16 protein-coding genes and 1 pseudogene are annotated in these 25,704 nt (G+C 41.1%); 9 read left to right on the top strand and 8 right to left on the bottom strand.

Translation table 11 applies throughout. The features are described from left to right. Window positions 1-66 precede the first annotated feature (66 nt). From RG47T_RS08900 to RG47T_RS08890, 3 genes are all read left to right on the top strand, one after another. A complete protein-coding gene (locus RG47T_RS08900) occupies window positions 67-1,278 on the top strand; it encodes a hypothetical protein (RefSeq protein WP_139235769.1) in 1,212 nt (403 codons plus the stop codon). A 216-nt stretch (window positions 1,279-1,494) separates the two neighbouring features. After that, entirely contained in the window at window positions 1,495-2,625 is a 1,131-nt protein-coding gene (locus RG47T_RS08895; RefSeq protein WP_083627344.1) for an esterase, read from the top strand. Between the two features lie 15 nt (window positions 2,626-2,640). Beyond that, the gene (locus RG47T_RS08890; protein WP_074489086.1) at window positions 2,641-3,531 is read left to right on the top strand and encodes a glycerophosphodiester phosphodiesterase family protein; all 891 of its coding nucleotides are present in this window, start codon (window positions 2,641-2,643) and stop codon (window positions 3,529-3,531) included. Between the two features lie 115 nt (window positions 3,532-3,646). Here RG47T_RS08890 and RG47T_RS08885 read toward each other — a convergent pair whose 3' ends face one another. From RG47T_RS08885 to RG47T_RS08875, 3 genes are all read right to left on the bottom strand, one after another. Continuing rightward, window positions 3,647-5,005, bottom strand: coding sequence for an alkaline phosphatase family protein (locus tag RG47T_RS08885; RefSeq protein ID WP_074489085.1), 1,359 nt, complete (start codon window positions 5,003-5,005; stop codon window positions 3,647-3,649). Window positions 5,006-5,017: 12 nt separating this feature from the next. Then, on the bottom strand, window positions 5,018-8,113 hold the full coding sequence (locus RG47T_RS08880) for a TonB-dependent receptor (protein ID WP_245770870.1): 3,096 nt from the start codon (window positions 8,111-8,113) through the stop codon (window positions 5,018-5,020). Window positions 8,114-8,790: 677 nt separating this feature from the next. Then, the gene (locus RG47T_RS08875; RefSeq protein ID WP_074489083.1) at window positions 8,791-9,465 is read right to left on the bottom strand and encodes a TetR/AcrR family transcriptional regulator; all 675 of its coding nucleotides are present in this window, start codon (window positions 9,463-9,465) and stop codon (window positions 8,791-8,793) included. 127 nt (window positions 9,466-9,592) lie between these two features. On the opposite strand from RG47T_RS08875, the gene RG47T_RS08870 reads away from it, so the two are divergent. After that, complete coding sequence (locus RG47T_RS08870; protein WP_074489082.1) at window positions 9,593-10,486, top strand: bestrophin family protein; 894 nt, start codon at window positions 9,593-9,595, stop codon at window positions 10,484-10,486. A 20-nt stretch (window positions 10,487-10,506) separates the two neighbouring features. Beyond that, a pseudogene (locus tag RG47T_RS08865) lies at window positions 10,507-11,130 on the top strand (carbonic anhydrase family protein). Between the two features lie 251 nt (window positions 11,131-11,381). On the opposite strand, the gene RG47T_RS08860 reads toward RG47T_RS08865, so the two are convergent. From RG47T_RS08860 to RG47T_RS08840, 5 genes are all read right to left on the bottom strand, one after another. Next, window positions 11,382-12,698: a gluconate:H+ symporter gene (locus RG47T_RS08860; protein ID WP_074489081.1), complete on the bottom strand. Its 1,317-nt coding sequence runs from the start codon at window positions 12,696-12,698 to the stop codon at window positions 11,382-11,384. Window positions 12,699-12,705: 7 nt separating this feature from the next. Next, complete coding sequence (locus RG47T_RS08855) at window positions 12,706-14,421, bottom strand: IlvD/Edd family dehydratase (protein ID WP_074489080.1); 1,716 nt, start codon at window positions 14,419-14,421, stop codon at window positions 12,706-12,708. Between the two features lie 6 nt (window positions 14,422-14,427). Beyond that, entirely contained in the window at window positions 14,428-16,029 is a 1,602-nt protein-coding gene (locus tag RG47T_RS08850) for an aldehyde dehydrogenase (NADP(+)) (RefSeq protein ID WP_074489079.1), read from the bottom strand. Next, window positions 16,026-16,865, bottom strand: a complete 840-nt coding sequence (locus RG47T_RS08845; protein WP_074489078.1) for a fumarylacetoacetate hydrolase family protein — start codon at window positions 16,863-16,865, stop codon at window positions 16,026-16,028. Before RG47T_RS08845 ends, RG47T_RS08850 begins: the two co-directional genes overlap by 4 nt. A gap of 366 nt (window positions 16,866-17,231) precedes the next feature. After that, window positions 17,232-18,128, bottom strand: coding sequence for an AraC family transcriptional regulator (locus tag RG47T_RS08840; protein ID WP_074489077.1), 897 nt, complete (start codon window positions 18,126-18,128; stop codon window positions 17,232-17,234). 447 nt (window positions 18,129-18,575) lie between these two features. On the opposite strand from RG47T_RS08840, the gene RG47T_RS08835 reads away from it, so the two are divergent. The 4 genes from RG47T_RS08835 to RG47T_RS08820 form a co-directional block, all read left to right on the top strand. Beyond that, the gene (locus RG47T_RS08835; RefSeq protein ID WP_245770871.1) at window positions 18,576-19,742 is read left to right on the top strand and encodes a bile acid:sodium symporter family protein; all 1,167 of its coding nucleotides are present in this window, start codon (window positions 18,576-18,578) and stop codon (window positions 19,740-19,742) included. A 112-nt stretch (window positions 19,743-19,854) separates the two neighbouring features. Beyond that, the gene (locus RG47T_RS08830) at window positions 19,855-20,802 is read left to right on the top strand and encodes an RraA family protein (RefSeq protein ID WP_074489076.1); all 948 of its coding nucleotides are present in this window, start codon (window positions 19,855-19,857) and stop codon (window positions 20,800-20,802) included. Window positions 20,803-20,855: 53 nt separating this feature from the next. Next, window positions 20,856-22,151 carry a mandelate racemase/muconate lactonizing enzyme family protein gene (locus RG47T_RS08825; RefSeq protein ID WP_074489075.1) on the top strand — a complete coding sequence of 432 codons (1,296 nt, stop codon included), beginning with the start codon at window positions 20,856-20,858 and terminating at the stop codon, window positions 22,149-22,151. Window positions 22,152-22,652: 501 nt separating this feature from the next. Then, a partial coding sequence (locus RG47T_RS08820) for a SusC/RagA family TonB-linked outer membrane protein (protein ID WP_216351028.1) occupies window positions 22,653-25,704 on the top strand: 3,052 nt, incomplete at its 3' end.

Genomic DNA, 25,704 nt, shown 5'->3' with positions numbered 1-25,704 from the left:
GAATTTATGTGCAGACTTCTATTATTTGTAGTACTTGTTTCAATTATTGGCTGTAAAAAAAACACTTTGTCAACACCGGCAAATAGCGATGATGCGAATAGCACTAACACAGAAACTACATCTGTTACCACCGCGCCCACACCCGATGGTTTACCCAAAAGAGTTGCATTTGGCACCAATGGCGATGTGAGCAACAGCGACAAGTTTATTCAGGAAGCAGACTATCAATATCAGTATTTAGCAGGAGATATTTTCTCAAACGGATGGACAACCTGGACATCACCCAGCGGTGAGTTTGCACGTACATTTTTAACAAAAGTTAGCCAAATGGGTAAGGTACCTGTGTTTACCTATTACAATATAGTGCCAGCTAAAAACCGTTACGAAGACCCAGGCTTCACTAATTTAAATGATGCTGAAGTAATGAATAAATATTTTGACGATTTTAAATTTCTATTGCAAATATGCAAGAACTTTGGCAAGCCGGTTATAATTCATTACGAGCCGGATTTGTTTGGTTATATGGAAATGTATAAGAACAATGCTGCAAAAAGCACCATAAAAGTGAGCCAAAGTAACCAAGCAGATGTACAGGGGTTTACAAATGATGCTAAAGGCCTTGCGCAAGCCATTGTAAGTATGCGTAATAAATATGCCCCAAATGTAATATTGGGCTGGCATGCATCTCATTGGGCTACCGGGGCAGATCTGATAATAGGCAAGAGAAACCCTGAGCAGGTAGCCATTGAAACAGCAGCTTACTATAAATCTTTAAATGCGCCCTTTGATCTTATCTTTTCTGAATTTACCGATAGGGACGAGGGGTACACGCAATTAGTAACCAAAACAACTACGTCGATGTGGTCTACCATGGCTAATGCCAATAATGGAGATTTAAGTGATTTCGATCGCTTTCAACGTTTCCTAAAAAAGCTAAATACAGAAACAGGCCGGAAGATTATTTTATGGCAAATACCGGTTGGCAATACGCTTACGCAAACTTGTAACAACACAGATGGCCATTATAAAGACAATATAGCAGAGTACTTCTTAAAGCCTGTGCTCGATAATGGAACCCTGACCAAAATAACCCAGTATGGACAGGCAGGAGTAATTGCTTTCTTATTTGGCCAGGGAATTTCAAGTTGTACCAGTTATATGGACACCAAAAACGATGGTTTAACGGGCGGGGCTAATGAAACTTCGGATGATGATGGTGGCTATCTGCGTAAAGCAGTAAAGGCATATTATCAAACCGGGCCGGTTTTAGCAAATTAACCTTATATCGCCATATTATCCATCATTACATTAAAGCGGTTGCTAAACTCGCTGTAATTAAATTTCGAAAGGGCTTATACCTTTATTCTTCATCAATACCGCAGTTATAGTAGTGTACCGGTTTATCTATTGATATCTTATTGATTTGGTAACGTAATTAAAGGCCAGGGTTAACACTTGGCCTATATTTTCGTCCGACTTTTCAAATAAACCGAAATGAGATATTTTATAATAATGATCATGTGTTTTGCCCTCACCGGGGTAATTGTGCAAAAGGCATCCGCACAAACACAAAAAGACATCCAATCGCCGCAGGTAGAATCAAACGGTTCAGTAACTTTCAGGTTTCTGGCACCAAATGCGCTTAAGGTACTGCTGATTATGGATGACAGTAAGCCAAGACCCATGACAAAAGATACCGGAGGTGTTTGGAGCTATACAGCAACCTTTGCACCAGACATTTACCGTTATACGTTTTCTGTTGACGGCAACATTTTGCCCGATCCTAATAACCCGTACATAAAGCCGCTTTTCCGCCGGGCGTTAGGTCAAAGCCTTGCACATGTGCCGGGGCCATCAACCCTCAGCTGGGAACTAAACGATGTACCACATGGGGTAATGAGCCAGCATTTCTTTAAATCGAAACTTATTGGCGACGATCGCGACATCCGGGTTTATACCCCGCCCGGTTACGACCCAAAACGCAAAGAACCCTATCCTGTATTGTACCTTTTTCACGGCCTTACCGACGAAACTAGTGCATGGGTAACGGCCGGGCGCGAAAATATTATTATGGACAACCTTATTGCGCAAGGCAAGGCGAAGCCGATGATTATCATTAATACGCTTGGTTATGGTGCGCCCGAAATGTTTACCCCCGGCACGGGCCAGCGTACTAAAGAAGCCTATCAAAAAAATGAGGCCTTATTTATTCCGGCTTTATTAAATGAGGTAATACCGATGGTAGAAAAATTATACAATGTAGGCAAATCTAAAAAATACCGTGCCGTTGCCGGCCTTTCTATGGGCGGCGGGCAATCGCTGGATGCTGGCCTAAACCATGCCGATGTATTTGATTATGTAGGTTCATTTAGCCCGGCTGTTATCCTGTTAGATCCGGATTATAACAAGGCTTTTCCTAACCTTAATGAATCTGTTAACAAAAAACTAAAATTGGTTTGGATAGCTATTGGCAAAGATGATTACCTGGTACCATCCGACCGCAAATTTATAGACTGGCTTAAATCCAAACACATTGCATTTGAATATAAAGAAACCGAAGGTGTGCACAGCTACCAGGTATGGCGCAGGTACCTTACCGAGTTTGTACCGTTACTTTTTAAATAAAAATTATAAATTAAGATGAGAAATTTATTAACACTAGTATTTTGCAGCATGGTTATTACGGCATCAGCTCAACAAAAAATAGATGTACAAGGCCATAGGGGAGGCAGGGGGTTAATGCCCGAAAATACCATTGAAGCGATGATTCATGCTGTTGATCTTGGCGTAAAAACGCTGGAAATGGATTGTGTAATCTCAAAAGACAACCAGGTGGTGGTATCGCATGATACCTACATGTCTGCCGACTTTATGTTGAAACCGGATGGTAGCCCGATAAGCAAGGCTGAAGAAAAGGCATTGCTCATTTACAGCATGCCTTATGATAGTGTGAAACTTTATGATGGCGGAACCAAACCTTATCCACAGTTTCCGGAGCAAAAGAGAATAAAAACATATAAGCCTTTGCTGGCAGAATTAATTGATAGCGTTGAACATTATGTTAAAAACAAACATCTTAAACCTGTTTATTATAATATTGAAATAAAAAGCACACCGGCGGGCGATGGTATAGAACATCCTGTTCCGGATGTTTTTGTTAAACTGGTAATGACTGTATTGAACAAAAAGAAGATAACTCAAAGAGCGACTATACAATCATTTGATCTGCGACCTTTACAAGAGCTTCATAAAAAGTACCCTAAACAAGTGCTATCATATCTTACAGCTAACAAAGATAGTTTTGCAGACAATATTAAAAAGCTGGGTTTTACACCACAAATTATCAGCCCTTACTACTTGCTTATTGATGGTGGATTTGTAGAGCAGGCCCATCTGGCTAATGTACAGGTACTACCCTGGACCGTTAATGACCCTGAAGCCATGAAAAAAATGGCTGAACTTAAGGTTGATGGTATGATCTCTGATTTCCCCGACAGATTAATAACGCTGTTCGGTAGTTATCAGCAGTAGTTGTCTCCGGTACTTTAAATAGTAGCCACTAATCATATCAGCTAAACTTAATACTTACAAAAAAGCGTGTTACCACTAAGTGATAACACGCTTTTTTTATGGATGATGCTAATAATTAGTTGAACATTGCCTGATACAATTGTCCATCTGTTTCGGGTAATGTAACTCCGGTTAGTTTACATACCAATGGTGCTATATCCACCATATTCATAATAGGGATTACTATTCCCTTTTTAAGGCCGGCGCCAAAAGCAACAAAGCCGGTCTGTATCTCCTTATGATCCGGGAAAAATCCATGGGTGCCTTTTACGCCTTTAAACCTCTCTACTGCTACATCGGCTTTATTGCCGAAAGTAGTGCCTTTTAATCCGCTAAGTGCAAGTAACACGCCAGGATCGGCCCCAATTTTATTTAGCTGTGCTTTATCAATAACCTGATAATAAGCTTTAACAGAATCTGGTTGCTGTGCTAAAATACTTTGTACTTTTTTAAGCGTTGCCTGGTCGTTTTTATCTTTCAATTGCAGAAATGAAGAACCACCTGATGAATGAAACTGGGCTTTCCAATTTCCTGTTTTTACATCATTGATCAATCCGGCTTGTTTAAGCAAATAATTAGGATTAAAGCTCCGGTAGATATTTTCAAAGCCATGGTCGCCCAGGATAATTATTACCGTGCTATCAGCAATCTTTGCCCTGTTAATGCTCTCTAAAAGGGTTTTAATAGCTCTGTCGGCACCGGCAACAGATGCTTTAACCATGTAATGGTCCCTGCCGTTTTCATGCTCATAATGGTCTGTACATGCCAAATGCAGCGCAATAAAATTAGGTTTATACTTTTTGATAATATATCCCGCAATACGTGCGGTGGTTTCATCCTGAATAAGCTCGTTATTAGTTGCGTTAAAATCATCAGCTTCGAGCATGCCGGTTGCGTTATCTTGTACCTCTTTCCATAAAGAAGCAGGTTGGGTAGCTGCAGCGGTGTATTCGCGTGCATCGGCCATGTTCTTGTAATTCCAGTACTCCGGTATCCGGTAATCGATCGGGGCGTTAAGCGTTACAGGCCAGCGCACACACGCGGTTTTTTTGCCAGCTTTGTGCATCGCATCCCAAAGCGTAGGCACTTTTATCAGCTTATAATCCCAATTCCATTTACCGGTTACCCCCTCCGGTTCGAAGGGGGTATTATAGTAGATACCATGTTTTGCCGGCGTAACCCCGCTAACCATAGTGGTATGATCTGGATAGGTAACTGAAGGGAACACCGGGTTTAAAGCTGTAGCTGCAACACCGTTTTTCATTAATTCTCTTACCGTTGGCATGGCATAAGTACTGTCAAGGTAAAACTCAGGCCTAAAACCATCTATCGTAACCATAATCACATATTTGGCGGGCGCTGTTTGCGCCCGGCCATTTTCTGTAATACCTGTAAATATCAATGCAATTATAACGGCGTATAACTTACTCTTCATATCTGCTAATAATTAAAAGCCATATCTTAAACCTATTTGGAACTGATAAGGATTACCGCTTAAGCTCGAAACTCCTGCATTGGTGTTTACTGTGTATGCATATTGTTTATTTACAGGATCGAAGTTCTTAATGCTGTAAATTGGAGTAGCACCCAAATTATGGTTCACACCCCATTCTTTATTTAATAAGTTGGCAACGTTAAACAGATCGACAGATATTTCTAAGTACTGTTTCTTTGTTATAGCTGCTCTTTTAATCAACCTTAAATCAAACACACCATAAAACGGGTTGACACCACCATTACGTTCTGCAATTTTTCCATAGCTTTTAACGATGTAGTCTTTAGCGCTTTGTTCTACCTTAGGGTTATTTAGGATTGCATTGATACCATCTTTTAAATATTGCGGTGTAGATGCTGCTTTAGGATCATAGATGTAGGCTAAATCATTACTTGCCACAAAATCACCGTTTACGTTACCATTAACCAGTAAAGAATACCGGGTACCGCTTATTCCTGAAAAACGCAGACCGGCACTGAAACCGTGGAATGTTGGTGAGCTACCATAAGCTACTATCTTACTTCTAAACTGGTTATCAGAATAGTTCATGTTGCTTAGGTTACGTGGATCGTCTTTTACATATTGAACCAAGGTTGCCGTGTTGGCCACGTTGCCGTTGTAAGAGGTATTGTCTTTGGTTTGGTTCCAGGTATAAGAAACCGAAATTTCACCTTGTTTGTAATATTTGTAATCGGCATCAATTACAAAAGCCATTTGGTTTACTTTGCCCTTGCTTTCTAATTCTAATACCCTGCCTACTTCGGTGGTTTTTCTGCCCTGTGTCCAATCTGCCGAACCGTTTGATGCGTTGATTGTACTTGCAGGAACATAAACACCCCTGTTATCTTCAGCAGCAATACGGAAATAAGGCTGGTCTACCATATTCTTATCCAGGTAGGTGTAGTTGTTGCGGCCTAAACTTAAATATCCTGCTGCTGTAACCCGGAAGTTTTGAGCAAAAAAGTGCGAATAAGAAAGGTTGGCTTTGTAAACAGTTGGTACTTTGGCATCCTTACCGTTCATATTGATCGTAGCCAGTTTTGGTATGGCCGGATTGTTAAGTAAATCCTGACCCGGTGCTGTTGTAGGATCTTTACGATAAGCCGGGAAATTTGGTGTAGGCACCAGGTTACCGGTAAGATCCACGCTTAAAATATGCGAACCATCAAACAACATGTTGTTGATCATAGAATAAGGATTAAGCGCAGAACCTAATATACCGCCACCTAACCTGATGATATCTTTACCATTTTGGCCTACATCCCATGTGGTTTGTAAACGTGGTTGTATTTGCAGTGTAGCCAGTTTGTTTGACGTATTTAAGCCAAGGGTTCTATAAACGGTCGGATTGAAATTTGCCTGGTCTAGGTAATCTGTATAATCAACACGTACACCGGCGGTTACTTCAAAACCCGGGAACAAAGTAGTTTGTACCTGTGCATAGGCATTAGGTGCAAGTATGTTGAATTTGATATTTCTATCTGTTGATGTGTAAATGTCTCTCGCAAATCTATAAGGAGTAAGTTTACTGAAATTGTCTAAGCCTGTAAAGTAAAACCGTCCGTTAGTTTCACTTCCGTAGATAGAATTTTGGTTGGTAAAGGTTAAACCACCACCAAAAGTAAAGTTATACTTTCCTTTAGTCCAGTATAAATTATCGGTTAGTTGTGCTACGTTATTGTTAAAATAGTCGCCACCATAACGTTGACCACCCAACTGAATAGCGGTTGAATAAGTAGACCCATCTGCCGCAGTCGAAGAGATATTCTGCACGATAGCGCGAGGGATATTGTCGGAAGGTAACTGGCTGTTAGCAAACATCTTATTGTACTCCCAATAATGTTGTACTTTCAGTTCGTTAGTTAAAGTAGGGCTTAATATACTACGTAAAGAAGCCATTACACTGTTGTTTAAACTTTTACGTGTACTGTAAACCTCGTAGATGTTGATAGCTGTATTATCGTTATCAGACTGGTTATCCAGGTCATAAATAAAGTTGTCGCGAATGGTGAACAAATTCTTGGAGTTGATCTGCCAATCAATACGTGCAAAAACCGCATGGGTATTTTTGAACTTGTCAAACTGGCCTACCTGAGGGGTGTTGGCAACACCATATTTAGAGCGTGCAATACCCAAAAAGTTATCCAATGTAGCCTGGGTTACATTGTTTCTTTTTTCATCATCTGCAGATTGGATGTTGGCAATATATAATGGCCTTGAATCTGCCTGGTGATCCCATGCCACAAAAAACTGAGCTTTATCTTTAACAATAGGGCCGCCTAAGGAGAAACCATACTGATAAGTAGAAAATGACTGGTTACGTTTTAATCCATTTAAACCATACGGGCTGGAAAGCCAGTTGGCACGTGCGTAAGTGAATGCGCTTCCGGATAATACGTTAGTACCAGATTTGGTTACCGTACTTATAGTACCACCACCGGCGTTACCGTAAGTTACATCATATTGATTGGTAACCACCTGGAATTCCCTTACCGCTTCGAGCGATATAGAATAAGCGCCTGCTGGCTGGCCACCCGATATGGTACCACGAGCCGCCATACCATCAATAGTGTAATTTGTAGCCGAACCCAGCTGCCCGCTTAGGCTGCTACCCGCGCTTAGCGGTGATAAATCGGCCAGTGTGGTAAAGTTACGTCCGTTTACCGGTAGTTTGGCAATATCCTTAGCCGTAACTGCTGTAGACGATCCTATGTTTTCGATCCTGTTACGAGATGTTGCTGCTCTAACTTCTACCACATTTAACTCTTGGATTTTTTCTGCCATTGCAAACGTAATCTGCAACAGGTCGCCCTGGTTAAGTGCATAGCCGGTTTGTTTTTGAGTGGCCATACCCATAACTTCTGCAGTTATACTGTAAGGCGAACCCAGGGGAAGTTCTTTTAACAAGAACGTTCCTTTTGAGTTGGATGTAGATTTAATTATAAATCCTGTAGACTCATTTTTAACTGTAATAGTTGCATTAGCAAGTGGGGCACCGCCCGGGCCGGATACCTTACCAGAGATACCTGCCAAATTTGTTTGTGCCATACTTGCCGTTACAAATAGCAAATGGAATATACCTAACAAGCATATTCGTTTAAAAAAAGACTTTCTTTCGCTTAACATTTTGTAATTTTTAGTTAGCGCAAAAGTCTGGGCGTTGTGTTAACCCTAAGTTTTAATAATATTAATATTTGATAATATATTTCATGTATTTCTGTGAATATAGTGCATTAATGCTAGCTTAATTGACATTATAATAACTTATTAAGCATACTTAACAACATTAATAAGCATATTGTACATTGCAAAAGAGTAAGTTACCTATACAACAGGCATGAAAAATAGGGGTCAATTTTAACAAAGACTATTACGAACTTTTTAGAATTGATAATGCAAGCATTAAACAGAGGCAAAGCATAAAGAAAGAGTGTACATATTTCGCTGGAAGGGTATGAGTCAGCATGAAAAAAGCGATGACATCAAGCACGGCGAATAAATTGGCTGTATCAAAGCCCGACCGGACTGGAGGCCGTTGTTTAAGCACAGTATACGGATTTTGATCTGCTGCTTGGCCGCCGCACCTATGATACTTGGCTGGCTACCGGCCGAAGGCCGGGAATAGCTTATAGTGAACGCTTAAATGCTGCAACAAATAGGTGGCAACCCACAGGCCGGACAGTAGGAACGGGACCCGGCAAGCACTCTTACATGTGCGGTTAAAATTAATAGCTTAACACTTGGAATAATAAATTTTCTATAAACCGGCTTGTAAAATTCAGATTGTTTTCAACAGATATATCTGTAAGTTTAGGCAGATTGAAGCTGAAAAATTGCTGATGGTGGGAAGTTTCAATCAGCGTGGTGCTCAGGGACCTTGGATATTTGTAGTGAGGGTTGTAAGATGTAATCACATCGGCAATTTTAGCGCATAGATCTTTATATGGCTTAAACACTTCGTCCTTATTAATTGCAGCTACATCTTTAACCAGGTATACCTTACTACTTTCTGATATTACAATTTGGTTAAGGTATTTTTTGTTGTAATCAAACCGGCTTGCGCTCTCTGCAAATTCATGGGTCAACAGGTGCACAATGATCTTTAATTGTTCTTTTTTATCTGTAACGTTCTCCAGTTTAAAAGTTACTAAAAATTCCATGTAGCACCAATACCAATTGAGTATGTATAGTAGCAGGCGGTGTTTATTTTCAAAATACCGGTATATGGTGGCCTCGGTTGAGTTTATTTCTACAGCTAGCTTTTTAAAAGTAAATTGCTCAAAACCTAGTTCATAAATCAGGTCAATCGCTTTTTTTACCATCAGTTTACCTACCTCACTGCTTTCGGGGTTACGTAAAAATATCTTCTCATTAATAGCAAACTTTAGCTGAAAATCCATAGATGTAAAACTTTAAGTAAAGATAGTAAATTGATAAAACAAAATAGTCTTTAAATTATTTATGATAGTATTGCTATCATTTAAAATAGTTTTATATTTTTACTTTTAAATTTAAACACTAAGATTCATGCTGCTAAAAAAAAGTATTCCTGCTTCATATATGTTCGAAAAAATAAAGCTCGAGATATTATATGTACTGATCGTAGGATTATTGGTAAACTATTTAACTTATAAATTCAAGCATTTGATTCCCGAAATGCCTATAGGTATTCCGGCATTTATTGGCACAGCCATTTCTATAATTTTGTCTTTTAAAATTAATCAATCTTACGACCGGTGGTGGGAAGCCCGGAAAGTTTGGGGAAGCATAGTGAATGAAAGCCGCACGTTTGTATTGCAGTTACAGTCATTCGTATCAAAAAACAAGCACGATCAAATTAAAACTATTGCCTATAGGCAAATTGCCTGGTGCTTTAGTTTAGGGCAAAGCCTGCGCGGACTTGATGCCATGGAAAATTTGAATAAATATGTTACCGAAACAGATTTGGAAAAAATTAAAAAGCATAGCAATAAGCCTTTGGCTATTTTGCAATTGAATGCTTTGCAAATTGCCGATTTGAAAGAGGAGGGGAGTTTAGAAATATTCGGCCATGTACAGATCAACAGTACTTTAGTCAATTTCTCTAATGCGATGGGTATGGCCGAACGTATTAAAAGTACGGTGTTCCCTCAAACATATCGTTTATTTTTGCACTTCTTTATTTACATTTTCGTGGTTACGCTATCAATCGCTTTAACTGATATCGATAGTTTTTTTGAGATCCCCCTTTTATTGGTAATATCATCGGCTTTTTTTCTGTTAGAAAAATCTGCCACGCACCTGCAGGACCCTTTTAACAATCTCCCTACAGATACGCCCATGACAACCATTGCCACAAACATTGAAATAAACATTAAACAATTATTAGGCGAAATTGATGTGCCGCAACCTTTGCAACCACAAAGTTTTTATTCAGTATAAACAGTTCAATTTTCATAATCATGTATACACACTCCAAAGAAACTCAAAGTAGTTTAACACCAATAGCCGCGCTTCAAATTTTAAAGGAAGGTAACCAGCGGTTTATAAATAACCTTAAAGCAAACCGTAACCTGTTACAGCAGGTAAATGAAACTTCGGCTGGCCAATTTCCATTTGCAACTATTTTAAGTTGCATTGATAGCCGCACTTCGGCCGAACTTATTTTTGACCAGGGGCTTGGCGATATTTTCAGCATCCGTATTGCCGGCAATATTTTAAATGAAGATATATTGGGCAGCATGGAATTTGCTACAAAAGTAGTAGGCACAAAAATTATTGTAGTACTTGGCCATACCAAATGCGGGGCGATAGTAGGCGCTTGAAATCATGTAGAAATGGGAAACTTAACCACCTTGCTTAACAAAATACAACCCGCCATTGTACTTGAAAAAACAGTTACCGAAAATAGGGACGGTAAAAATACCGAGTTCGTAAATAAGGTTACAGATATTCATGTTCAGTTAACAATTGACAGGATAAGACGCGAAAGCCCGATAGTAACAGAACTGGAACAGCAAGGCAGCATTAAAATTATAGGCGGCATGTACGATGTGGAAACAGGGCACGTTACTTTTTTTGAATAAAAGAATATCAATTGGTAAGCCATCTGCTACAAATATGTTTGAGCTTTACCGCCAGTCCATATTATATAAAATAGAACGGGATCAATACAAATATGATAATAACTGTATTGATCCCGTTCTATTTTGTAATGATCGTAAACCTGTACTATGCCTGCCTTATACATACTGATATTTTAAATAATACCTTTTAGACTACAGGCATCTTACCTGCATAGCATTAAATGCCTAATGGAAGCCAGTAAGTTATCGTGTTACTTTATCACCGTATTTAGAAGCATCACTCCAATAAGCCCGATAACCGAAACAAGAGTTTCCATCAGTGACCAGGATAAAAATGTTTGTTTCATAGATAAGCCCAAATACTCTTTAAACAGCCAGAAAGAGGTATCGTTAACGTGCGAACAGAATAGGCTGCCCGCACCTACAGATAGCACCATTAGGCTGGCATCAACACCACTATGCGCTAATAATGGATAAACTATCCCGGCGGCGGTTAAGCCTGCTATAGTGGCCGAGCCCAGGCAAAGCCTCAGTACAGCGGTTATAAGCCAGGCGAGAAAAAGGGGAGGCAGACTAAGCCCTTGCAAAAGGCCTGCCAATTGGGTGCTTACCCCTGTTTCAACAAATATTTGTTTCAAAATGCCCGCGCTTCCAATAATTAACAGGATCATGGCAATGTCCTTTACCGCCTCCACGTAGATAGCCATAATAGCAGTTATCTTTTTACCCATTGAAATACCCAGGGTGTACGTTGCGATACAGATGGTTAGTATCATGGCTATAATAGGTTCACCTATAAAGTCTGAAATGTTTTTTATTTCAACGTGATTGCCGTAAAACTTAGCCATCAATGTTGTAACTCCAATTATTAGCACAGGCAGCAGCGCGGAAATTATACTGATGGCAATCCCGGGCAATTCCTCATCTGGCAACTGCTTACCCTGTAAAGTAATTGTTGGGCTGGATCGCATGTTTTTTAACGTGATTGCAAAAAGTGGGCCTGCAATAATAATAGCGGGTATAGCTACGATAATGCCGTAGATAAAAGTTTTAGCCAAGTCTGCATGAAACTGTACCACAAGGGCCATAGGCGAGGGGTGCGGCGGCACAAATCCATGCATTACAGAGAGCGATGCAAGCATGGGCAAGCCTACATATACTAATGGCAACTTATAATTATAAGCTACCGAAAATATAATTGGGATAAGTAATACAAACCCTACATTATAAAACAACGGGATGCCTACTATAAACCCGGTTAATGACATAGCCCAGGTTACATATTTATACCCAAAGGTATTTTTTAAAACAGTCGCTATTTTTTGCGCCGCCCCGCTATGGGCTACGAGTTTGCCCAGCATTGCCCCCAAAACAATTACAATTACTAATGAGCCCAGCGTATCGCCCAGCCCCTTATTAATTGCCTGTGGGATAAGCCTTAAAGGCATCCGCAGGAGTAAGGCAGCCATAGCAGATACCAGTAAGAATGCGAGGAAAGTATTTACTTTGGCCCAGGCTATTAAAAGTACCAGCGTAACAATGCAGGCAAACAAGATGAGTATAGCCATATATTATTTAATGTGAATCGCGGGTAACCGCAGATCCGGAACCACCCACCAGGAAATCCAGATCGGCCCCTTTGTCGGCTTGCTGTACATGCTTAATATATAAGTTTACATACCCACGCGCGGCAACTGGCAGCGGCGGTACCCATTTGCTTCTCCTAATGGCAAGTTCTTCATCTGTTACTTCCAAATGAATACGCTTACTGGCTACATCAAGTTCTATGATATCGCCGTTCTCAACCAGTCCTAAATTTCCACCAATGGCCGACTCCGGAGATACATGCAGGATAACAGTACCATAGGCGGTGCCGCTCATCCTGCCGTCTGATATTCTTACCATATCTAATACCCCTTTGTCTAACAATTTTTTTGGCAGCGTCATGTTACCTACCTCGGGCATTCCCGGATAGCCGACAGGCCCAACACTTTTTAATACCATTACACAAGTTTCATCAATATCCAGGTCGGGGTCGTCAACCCGGGCGTGGTAATCTTCAATATCTTCAAATACTACAGCACGGCCGCGATGTTGCATCAGGCTGGGTGTAGCTGCAGAGGGCTTTATTACTGCTCCGTTAATTGCCAGGTTTCCTTTTAGTACCGCTATACCTGCTTCGTGAATAAGGGGCTGCTCAAACTCATAAATTACTTCCTTATTATAATTTAGTCCTCCCCCGGCGATGTTTTCACTGTGGGTTTTACCACTCACCGTAATGGTATCCATTTTTAAAACCGACTGCATTTGTTTTAAAACAGCTGGTACTCCGCCGGCATAGTAGAAATCCTCCATTAAAAATTTGCCCGAGGGCATCAGGTTAACCAGTAGGGGCATTTTGCTACCAATATCATCGAAGTCCTCCAGGTTTAGCGGCACACCCATTCTACCGGCAATAGCTGTAAGGTGGATAATAAAATTCGAAGAGCCCCCCACAGCCGCATTAACTTTAATGGCATTTTCAAAAGCATCGCGTGTTAGTATTTTAGAAATCCGCAGATCCTCCTTAACCATTTCCACTATCCTTCTGCCGGATAGTTGGGCAAGTCTTTTTCTTCTGGCATCAACCGCCGGGATAGTGGCGCCGCCTGTCAGGCTCATGCCCAATGCCTCTACCATGCAAGCCATAGTAGAAGCCGTACCCATTGTCATACAATGGCCGGGGCTGCGTGACATACAGCTTTCTACCTCTGCATATTCTTCATAGCTAATGTTACCTTTTTTTAGTTCTTCGGTTAGTTTCCACACACTGGTGCCCGAGCCGATGTCGTGGCCATGGTATTTACCATTGAGCATCGGGCCGCCCTGCACCACGATGGTTGGCAGGTCAACGCTGGCCGCCCCCATTAACGTAGACGGTGTAGTTTTATCGCAGCCGGTAAGCAGTACAACTCCATCAATAGGGTTGCCTCTAATTGATTCTTCTGCATCCATGCTGGCCAGGTTGCGAAACAACATCGCCGTAGGTTTTAACAGTGTTTCGCCTAATGACATGATCGGGAACTCGAGCGGAAAACCACCGGCTTCCAATACCCCGCGCCGCACACTTTCGGCAATGTCACGCAGGTGTGCGTTGCATGGTGTTAATTCCGACCAGGTGTTACAGATTCCAATTACCGGTCTACCGTCAAACATGTCTTCCGGCATTCCCTGGTTTTTCATCCAGCTCCGGTAGATAAGGCCCATTTTATCTTTTTTTCCAAACCAGTCAGAACTTCTATATGATCCCATAGTTACCTATAATATTGTTGGTTTATAATTTATCGCCTCATTACTTAAACTGCCGTTGATTAACCGCCAGATACCTAATGGATTTGTGTTTTTTAGTTCATCCGGCAGCAGCGCTTGTGGCATATCCTGATAACATACCGGCCGGGTGAAACGGTCAATTGCCGCCGTGCCTACCGATGTGCTTCTCGAATCGCTGGTGGCCGGAAATGGGCCGCCATGAACCATCGCGCTGCAAACCTCAACCCCGGTAGGGTAGCCGTTAATAAGCAGCCTGCCAACCTTTTGCTCTAATATATTAAGCAGGTCTTTATATTCAAGCAGATCGCTGTCTGTGCCATGTACCGTAGCCGTTAAATGCCCGGTCAGGTTTCGGGCTATTTCCAATACATCTTGCCTGGAAGTGGCTTCTACTAGCATACTGGTTGGCCCAAAAACTTCTTCAGCCAAGTTAGGGTGAGCTTTTAAAGTATCGCTTTTAATTTTGAATAGTACAGGAGCTGCTGTGTTTAAATTTTCAGAATATTTTCCTTTCGCCAGCGTTGTTACCCCGGCAGTATCGGCATGCCTGGCTACACCAGCATTGTAAGATTTATAGATATTAGCAGCCAGCATTACGCCGCCCGAAGTTTGCTTAAATTCTTCTTCCAGCTTATTGGTAAAAATTTCGGAGTCATCGGTGTTTTCATAAATAAGCATCCCCGGATTGGTGCAGAACTGACCTACACCCAGGGTTACCGACCCCGAAAAACCTTTTACAAATAAATCGGCCTGGTTTTGCAAAGCCTGCGGCAGTATAAATACTGGGTTAGTACTACCCATTTCGGCATAAACAGGGATGGGTATATCCCGGCGTACAGCAATATCATATATCGCTTTGCCTGCACCAAATGAGCCCGTAAAACCAACAGCCTTAATGGCAGGGTGTTTAACTAACTGTGTGCCTAAAACTGGCCCGTCTCCAAATAACAGGGAAAAAATGCCATCAGGCATTTCCATCGTTATTGCCGCTTTCTGGATAGCGTTACCTATTAGCCAACTTGTTGCCGGATGAGCGGGATGTGCCTTTACTATTACGCTGCAACCTGCCGCCAGGGCCGATACTGTATCGCCGCCAGCAACAGAAAAAGCCAGTGGAAAGTTACTTGCACCAAAAACAGCTACCGGCCCAAGGGGTATTTGCATAAAGCGGATATCGGGCTTGGGTAGTGGGACACGTTCCGGGTCGGCGGTTTCAATCCGCGCGTCGAGCCACGAACCCTCTTTCAATAAATTAGCAAATAATTTAAGTTGCCCTATAGTACGGCCTCTTTCACCTTCTATGCGTCCCTTAGGCAGTGCAGATTCTGCGCAGCAAACAGATATCAATTCATCGCCTATTGCCATTATTTCTTCGGCGATAGCTTCTAAAAATCCGGCCTTTTCTGTTCCGGATTTTTTACGGTATATCTGGAAGGCTGCCGCTGCCTTTTCGGCAGCCTTGTCGACCTCAGTAATGATTGCTACAAAAAAATCTCCTACTTTATCGCCGGTTGCGGGATTTATCGAGGTGATTATATCACTTCCTTCGGCTGATAACTCAAAACCTATAATATGTTCTCCAGCGGTCATAAAGCAACTGTATTTTCAAGTGTACCGATGCCTTTAATAGTTATTTTTATAATATCGCCCACATGCAGCGTAAAATCATCAGTGGGTATTATACCGGTTCCTGTCATTAAAAAGGCGCCATACGGGAAATCCAGTTCCCTAAACAGGTAACCCACCAGTTCGGTATGCTTACGCTTCATTTGATTGATCGATATATTGTCGGCAAACACAATAGCCGATTCCCTTATTATTTCCATATTAATATTGGTATCCGGATCTATAGGGTTTTCCTGCACCAGCAGACAGGGGCCTAGCGCTGCCGCGCCGTTATATGATTTGGCTTGAGGGAGGTAAAGCGGGTTTTCGCCTTCAATGTCCCTCGATGACATATCATTACCTATGGTATACCCCTCTATAGTGCCCTTCGAACAAATGAACAAAGTTAATTCGGGCTCGGGTACGTTCCATTTAGAATCTTTACGGATCCGAACCTTATCACCAGGGCCAACTGTGCGGTAGGCGGTTGCCTTAAAAAAAAGCTCTGGCCTTTCGGCATCATATACACGGGTGTAAAAGTCGCCCCCCTTAGCATCTTTTGATTCCTCCACCCTGGCTTCCCGGCTGCGAAAATAGGTTACACCAGATGCCCATATTTCCTGGTTACTTATAGGTGGTAATATAGCCGATGTAATTAATTCCTGTAATTGATCGTCGGCTTTAAGCTGTTGTAATTCATTGCTTACGGCTTCAAAAAGATTGCTCCGGTTCACAAAAATATTCCAGTCTTTTTCTTGACTTGAAAAATATTGGTTGTTATGGTTTATAATAATACCCTGAGCAGTGTTATAAATTTTCATAATAATTGGTTAGGCTTAGTAGTATGAATATATAGATTATTGGTTTATTCTAGAATTTGCTGTTGAATTGGAAAGCAAATAAGCCTTATAAAGCGGGATTTAAGGTATATTGTTAATATATTACAAAAAAATGCTTCAATAATAAAATGGACTAGCCTTATACAGGTTTAAGTTTTGCAGAAGTATAAAGTAAGCTCTTGCGCTTATCAAAATCTAGGTTCTTCAAGTAGTAACTAAATGCCTACAGTAAAAAATTTGGCTGTCTGTAACTGGGAATTGTCCCTAAATAGCACATGAAGTAACGCCAGTTTTTAATGTAAATGCCAAGGCCAATTTGGCTTTAATATGTAGGCAGTGTAGGGGGTATTACGCCAAATCAACCAGTTTTGCTTCTTCGGTTTTGAGGTAGTTGTTTCGGTAATCTAATGGATTTTTTTTAGTGAGGGTTTTAAACTGATGATAAAAATGGGAAATGGTGTTATAACCACAGGCGTAGCCTATTTCGGCCATATTAAAATCTTCTTCCACCAACAATCTGCACGCATGCCCTATACGCACTTCCATTAAAAACTGGATATAAGTTTTCTTTGTTTTTGATTTAAAATACCGGCAAAAAGAGTGTTTGCCCATGTTTATAATATTGGCTACATCTTCCAGTACAACTTTTTGATGATAGTTGTTAAAGGTGTATTCAAAAATAGTATTGATCCGGTTTTGGTCAACGCTGGTAACTTCGGGGTTAAAACCATTGGACGATATTAATTCGTATTCTTTGGAAGCGGCTATTATTTCGAGCGCCGACAGCAAATTTATCAATTTCCTTGCAGGAGAATCTTTGAGCATTTCCTCTGCTATTTTAGCAACCTTCCGCCTGGTTGCTCCTTTTATACGTAAACCCAGCTTGCTTGTATTCAGTAGTTTTACTATTGGGTTAATTTCCGGAAGATTTAAGAATGCATCTCCCCAGATATTGTTTTCAAACAAAATCACTATTGTTTCTCCAATTTTTTCATCATTCCGTTCCATGTATTTTTTTTCGCACCTAAAAGTATGCGGCAGGTTTGAGCCAAATAAAAACACATCTCCATTTTTAAAGGGGCCTACATGGTCACCTATCAGGCAGGTACCGTAAGTTCTTTTAAGTACCAATAATTCGCATTCGGGGTGATAGTGCCATGCACTTAATATAGCATGCCCTATATCCTTATGAATATTAAAGGAGTGCTCCGGGTTTGGAGTAGCCTTTTTTAACGTAGCCTTCATGTTTATAATTGGTTAATTACAGTTTGAAATTATAAATTATGACTGATATTTAGTGGATATTTTCGTTTTAAATAAATGAACTCTCTATTGAAAGAGCTTATTTTACATTCTTTAACAAGTGTATTTTCTACACTAAAAAATACATTAAAAATAAGATATACAGATAGTTAAATATTAATCTATCTGTTTTTAAGACTAATTGAACAAAATACGATATGTTAATATGGTACAAAAATTTGCTTTGATAACAAAATCCCCGGCTTAATTTATTCCATAGTTTTGATAAGATCTTAAAGGGAATATTACCGCCCGTATTTCGCGTTTAAGTCTGTACTATAACCAATTTTTGCTTATCCAGGTGCACCATAATACTGTGTAATGAACAGTTTCTTTTAAGAGGGATTGCACTTGAACCGGCATTTTTAATCTGATAATACCTAATTACCTATGACAAAAAAGGTGACACAAACTTCTTATGCCTTATACCGCCGCAATATGATTTTCCGCATAAAATGTTGTTCTCTGCTAATCCTGTTTCTGTTATGGCTTATTGCAACATTATTTACCGGCTATCATCAACTAGCAGGCTGGCCGCTCATGTTGTTTTTTGTAGTGCTGGCAATGGTATTTCGTAACAGCAGCGTTTTAAAGGGCTTCTCTTTTACCGTAATGATTTTTGCTGCCGTAAGCTTTGCCATGTATTATCCTGCACATTTTGTGCAGATAGGCAATTTTAAGCTATCAAAGCTTATTATCCCACTATTGCAATTCATCATGTTTGGCATGGGGAGCGAACTAAGCTTAAAAGAGCTAATTACTGTAGCTAAAAAACCTAAAAATATTTTGGTTGGTACCATTTGCCATTATACCATTATGCCCTTGGTAGGATTTACAATTGTAAATCTGTTTAATTTCCCTAAAGAAATTGCTGCCGGCATTTTACTTATAGGGTGTTGCCCAAGCGGATTAGCTTCTAACGTTATGGCGTACCTGGCAAGGGCAAATTTAGCTTTGTCAGTAGCAATAACCACACTTTCAACATTGCTGGCCCCCCTGTTAACCCCATTACTTATGCGGCTGCTAGCTGGTAAATATGTTACGGTTCATTTTTGGGATATGGCCTGGGATACCACCAGGGTAGTAATAATCCCGATAGTAGCCGGGCTAATTTTTCACTTTTTGATAAAGGGTAAAATTAGGTGGGTAGACAAAATTATGCCTGCAGTATCCATGATAGGTATAGCGCTTATTTTAATGGTAATAACTGCGGCCGGCAGAGACAGCTTGCTTAAGGTGGGGTTATTACTGGTTTTGGCGGTGCTTATTCATAATCTGGCTGGGTATACGCTTGGGTATTGGATCAGTCGCCTGCTGGGTATTAAAGAAAAGGACTGCCGCACCATATCGCTTGAGGTTGGTATGCAAAACGGCGGTTTGGCATCGGGCCTTGCTTTACTGATGGGCGGAATGGCCACCATTGGTTTGGCACCGGCAGTATTTGGCCCGCTAATGAATATAACAGGCTCTTCACTGGCTACCTGGTGGCATGGAAAATTACCCCCGGAAGATGTAGAAGAGTTAAAAGTACAAACGGCAACAAATCAGCATGTTTAAGCTTGGAGGTCAACCTTAAACTTAATCTCCATACGCGTGCGGCTTGCTAAAATATTTTAAATACAGGTATGGCATTTTATAAGCGTTTTTTAAACCCAATTGACTAAATAATATGAAACGATTTTATTCCGCTATTTTATGTGTGTGTTTAGGCCTTGGCATAGCACCACTACATGGCCATGCCCAGCAAATCTCAAAGGATGAGCTCATTTTTTTAACACCCTTGTGGAAAGGGGAACGCTACCCGGATGGAAGGCCCAAAGTGCCCGATGGTATTATTAAACGGATGAAGCTTGTTAGCATTGAGGAAGCGTGGGCGGTTTTAAAAAACGAAGGTTATGGCTATCAGATTGCAGAAGACTGGCCTATACAAATTAACCCCGACAGTGTACTTGTGGGTAGGGCAGTAACTGCAACGTTTATGCCCGCACGGAAAGATGTATGGCAGGCTATAGACGACAGGGGTAAAAAGGATGGCAAAAAAGGGCAGAACACTTGGCCTGTTGACCTTTTAATAAAAGGGGATGTGTACGTGGCCGACCAATTTGACGCGCATAAAAACGGCCCCACAATAGGCGATAATGTGGGTAACGCAATTTACGCCAAAACAGGCAACGGCATTATTTACGATGGCGCGGTGAGAGACTTGCGCGGATTAAAAGAAATAGGCGGTTTTACCTCTTTCATATCCAGTTATGACCCATCATACCATAATCCTCCGGGTGACCTTAATACAATGATTATGGGCATCAACCAGCCCACACGTATCCGCAAGGTGACGGTTATGCCGGGCGATGTTGTTTTGGGAGAAGATGGTATTGTGATATTTATCCCCCCACACCTGGCAGAAAAAGTGGTAGTGAGCTCGGAAATTGTACGCCTGCGCGATATGTTTGGACACCTACGCTTAAGAGAAGGTAAATATACTGCCGGCCAGATTGATGCACGATGGTCTGACGATATCGAAAAAGATTTTTCTAAATGGCTTAACGACCATATTGACAAGTTGCCTGTTCCTAAAGAGCAGATTCAGGAAATATTAAAAACGCGTACCTGGTAAGCCATAAGGCTATATCAGGCTAACCAAAAAATCAACCTTTTAAATCAAATATCATGTCAAACTATACCAAACAAAACAGGCGTTCATTCTTGTCAAAGGCTGCCCTGGCAGGTGCCGGCGTAATGGCTGCCCCTATGCTTAGCATGTCAACCTATGGGCAGGGCTTAATTGATGCTAAGGAAAGAACGCCACAGGCTTCAGCGCCTTCTGATTTAAAGATCACCGATATTAAATGCGGGTATTCGGGCGGCGGCTTGTTTGTAAAAATACATACTAACCAAGATATATGGGGGTGCGGGGAGGGTGTAGATGCTGTTGCTGGCACATATTACCTGGTAAAACGTTTAGGCGCGCAGTTAAAAGGGCAAAGCCCGCTTAACCCCAACAGATTGGCCGAACAATTACGCAAAGGCGCTTTTTTTGGTGGCGCACAATCTGGCATGTTTGTGGCAGTGCTTACCGCCATTGAAGCAGCTTTATGGGATTTAACAGGTAAAGCGCTTGGCTTGCCGGTGTACCAGTTGTTAGGTGGAAAATTTAGAGACAAATGTCGGGTATATTGTGATACTGAACTTTACACGGCCCGTAACCCTGTTCCCGAAGATTACGCAAAAGCAGCACGTGGCGCAGTTGACAGAGGTTATACCGCCGTAAAATTTGATATTGATGATGCCAGAGACCCTAATAAGTTTGACCGATGGAACTGGACAGCCAGTAATGCCGAATTGGAACGGATGTTTAGTGCCATTGCCGCAGTACGGAAGGAAGTAGGCCCGCATATAGATATTTGTGTGGATATGCATGGCCGGTATGATGGCACTACCGGGCGAAAAGTAGCCAAAATGATGGAGCCTTTAAACCTGATGTGGTTGGAAGAGCCTGTCCCGGCAGATAATATAGATATATACAAGACTATTACACAGGAAACCAGCACACCGATATGCGCCGGTGAGAATTTTTACCTGGCCTATGGTTATACCCGTTTATTAAGTGAAGCCGGGATTGATATTGTAATGCCCGATCTGCAAAAATGTGGGGGCCTGGGCGAAGGGCAGCGCATCGCTAATCTGGCGAATTTATATTATGTTCCTTTTTCTCCGCATATGGTAGGTTCATTTCTTGGCGCAATGGCAACAGCCCACGTTTGCGCATCGGTACCCAACTTTCATATATTAGAATGGCAAACTTTAAGCGATACTGAGCCAAAATGGAAAGAAATAGTAACCTACGACAAACCATTTATTGAAAAAGGCTTCCTTACTGTATCAGATAAACCAGGCATAGGTGTTGAGATAAACGAGGAAGGCTTGAAAAAATATGCAGTGAAAGATGTTCCTTTTTTTGAATAGCAGTGCAATGCCCTGTTTAGCAAGGGCTCACACTGTTTAAGTAAGATGTTAAAGACAAATCAGCACATTAACATTTCAGGTTAATCTTTCGGGCTGGCAAGTATGTTAATATGTTACAAATTTTTGCTTTGATACAGAAATTTCTTTTCATCAAAGTTGCATTTATTTGTTTTTAGCACAGCAGTTTCCAAACCAATTATAAATCAAAGACGCTGTGATTTATTAATTATTCATTTATCCAATAATGCAGTCAGGCATTACGATACCATTTGGTAGTGTAATGTGTATAGCATTAAATATTAATGTTATTGACAACCGAATTGGGCACACTAATTAAATAAACACACTAAAATAATCTATGAGATAAAACTTACCTAATTAAATCAGGCAGTACCTCGCAATACTGTTTTCGCTCCTTATTTTCCTAAACTGATGGAACAACTTAATTGAGTTGCAAGGGCATCTTTATTTCAAATTTTAACCAAACTAAATCTAAAAAATATGGAAAAAAAGTCGTTACCATTATTTATGTGTACCGTTTTAACCGTAACCATGCTTTTACAATCGGCAGGAATTGCCATGGCCGGAGGTCGGACAGTGTTAAAAATAATATATAACACTAATACACCAAATGAAACAAGCCGGGCAAGTGCCGAATCAGAAATTGTTTCAATAGCAATAACCGGCAAAGTAATGGATGAGAAGGGAATGACCTTACCCGGCGTAACCGTTACCGAAAAAGGCACAAAAAATGCTACCATTACCACTTCATCAGGTACCTATAAATTAAATGTTGCCGGCAAAAGTGCGGTACTGGTATTTACATTTGTGGGTTATAAACCGATAGAAATACCGGTGAATAATGAAACAATAGTGAATGCTTCGATGGCACCCGCTGTTAGCGCTTTAAATGAAGTAATTGTAACCGCATTAGGTATCAGAAGGGAGGCCAAAAGCCTTGGTTATTCTGCTCAAAAAGCTGATGTTCAGGCATTGCAAACCAACCGTACTACTAACCTTGCCAACGCGCTTGAAGGGCAGGTGGCAGGTTTAGATGTTTCGCCTCCCGCAGCCGGGCCGGGCGGTAGTACAAAAATTCGTTTACGTGGCCAATCTTCGTTTACGGCAGATAATTCGCCACTAATTGTAATTAATGGTTTACCGATGTCTCAAGGTGCAAGCAGCACTAATGGTTATACCCAAAATACAGACCAGGGAGACAATCTGCAGGGCATTAACCAGGATGATATTGAATCGATGACGATTTTAAAAGGCTCCACAGCGGCAGCGCTTTATGGGTCTCGCGCTGTTAACGGAGCAATCATTATTACTACTAAATCCGGGGCGAAAAACACAGGCATTGGCGTGGAGTTCAATTCAAATTTTACCCTAAGTAAGGCACTTGATTTTACTGATTTTCAATACGAGTACGGCCAGGGCGAGAACAACAAACGCCCCCTAACTCAGGGTGATGCTCAAAGTTCGGGTGCCTGGAGTTTTGGTGTACCGTTTGATAATGCGCTAACTTACCAGTTCGACGGCGTTCAGCGCCCTTATGCACCGGTTAAAAAACGGATTAATACTTTTTTTAGAAATGCACCATCGTTTAGTAATACCTTGGCAATTTCAGGAGGAAATGATAAAGGCAGTTTTCGGGTTTCTTTTGCTAATCAGGATGCAAAAGGTATTGTGCCTAACAACGATTACCATAAAAAGATATTTAATATTGGCATCAATTACAAACTTACCGAGAAGCTGACTGCGCAATTTAACGTAAACTATGACCATGAGTTTAATAACAACCCGCCAGTTATTGGGGTGCAGGGCTTATCAATTCCCACATCTATTTACAGGCTTGCTAATTCTATAGATTTTGATGTGCTTAAAGCAGGCGCAATAGACGCTAATGGTAATGAGGCACCAACTTCAAGGTTCTCTACTGTTACCAACCCGTATTGGATAATGGCCAAGCAGTTTCAAAAGCAAACAAAAGACCATTTGCTTGGAACCGCAGTATTACGTTACCAGTTTTTTGACTGGCTATATTTGCAAGGCCGTGCTAGCACAGATCTTTTGCAAACCACTTTTGAATCAAACACGCCAACCGGAACTTTATCTGTTGGGGCGGCGCCAACTGGTCTTTTTAATGGCGGCTATGCTATCAACACGTCTAACTTACGTCAAAATAATTTTGATTTCTTGTTAGGTGGCGGGCGCAAATTCAGAAATTTTGGGTTTAATGCTACTGTTGGCGGCAATAATTATCCATTAGTTAACTCGACTTTTAATGAGAGCGTAACCAACTTTTATATCAGAGATTTATATACTATTGGAAACGGCGTTACAGCGACTTCAAGTTACAACCTCTCTAAACAGACTGTTAATTCATTATATGGTACCGCAGAATTTTCGTACAAAAGTTTGTTTTACCTAAATGTTACCGGCCGTACAGATTGGTACTCGGTATTAGCCAGAGATATTGATCATTATTTTTATCCGTCAGTTAGTGGCAGTTTTGTTTTTTCAGAATTACTTCCTAATGCAAAGTGGTTAAATTTTGGAAAGCTTAGGGTTGCTGTATCCGAGACGGGCAGTGCCCAGGGTATAGGTGCCTACAATACCCTAACCTTTGCATTGGCTCAAAATCCATTTAATGGCAGCCCATTGGGGAGTATCAATAATACATCTTCGCCAAACCCACGGATTAAGCCATTTGGTGTTAAAGAAAAGGAGATAGGGCTGGAGATGCACATGTTTAACAACCGCATAAATTTGGATATAGCAGCTTATGATAAAAAAACCACCAATCAAGCTGTACCAATCAGTCTTTCTACAGCAACCGGCTACAGTAGCACTTTAGTTAACCTGGGCGGTTTAGACAATAAAGGTTTAGAACTGTTCCTGGAGTTAGTGCCTGTTCAAAACAGTAAAATTAGTTGGAGAACATCATTTAATACGGCCTTTAATTCATCAAAAGTTTTATCGTTAGCTAATAATCAAAAGCAACTTGTTGTGGGTAGCCCGGAATTTTTTGGAACAATTGCTGACGTTGTAGGGTTGCCGCTTAACCAAATTCAAGGCGCTACATATAAACGGAATGCTGCGGGGCAGATCCTTTTAACAGGAGGAAAGCCAATTGCAAGCGCACTACCTGTTAATTTTGGAAGTGGCTTACCAAAAGCAACAGGTGGGTGGACAAATACCGTAAACTATAAGGGGTTTACCTTTGTAGCACATTTTGACTACAAGGCAGGGGGTAAAGTGTTGTCGAGTACCAACTTAAACTTGTTAAGAGAAGGCCTTTCAAAAGAATCACTACCGGGTAGAGTTGGGGGCGTATTATTTCAGGGTGTAAATTCAACCGATGGTTTGCCTAATACTACTGCAGTAAATGCAGAAGATTTTTACGCCAATTATCGTTCAACCAATATTCTTGATCCCTTTATTTACAGCTCAAGTTTCATCAAGTTGCGCAACCTTTCATTAGGATATGATCTATCCAGGTTTATAGATAAAAAGTATATAAAAAGCTTGGTGCTTTCAGCAGTATGCC

The sequence above is a fragment of the Mucilaginibacter polytrichastri genome, from assembly GCF_001911425.1.
Lineage (GTDB): Bacteria > Bacteroidota > Bacteroidia > Sphingobacteriales > Sphingobacteriaceae > Mucilaginibacter > Mucilaginibacter polytrichastri.
The sequence above is the reverse complement of the archived record's forward strand: the minus strand, read 5'-3'. Positions and strand labels throughout refer to the sequence as shown.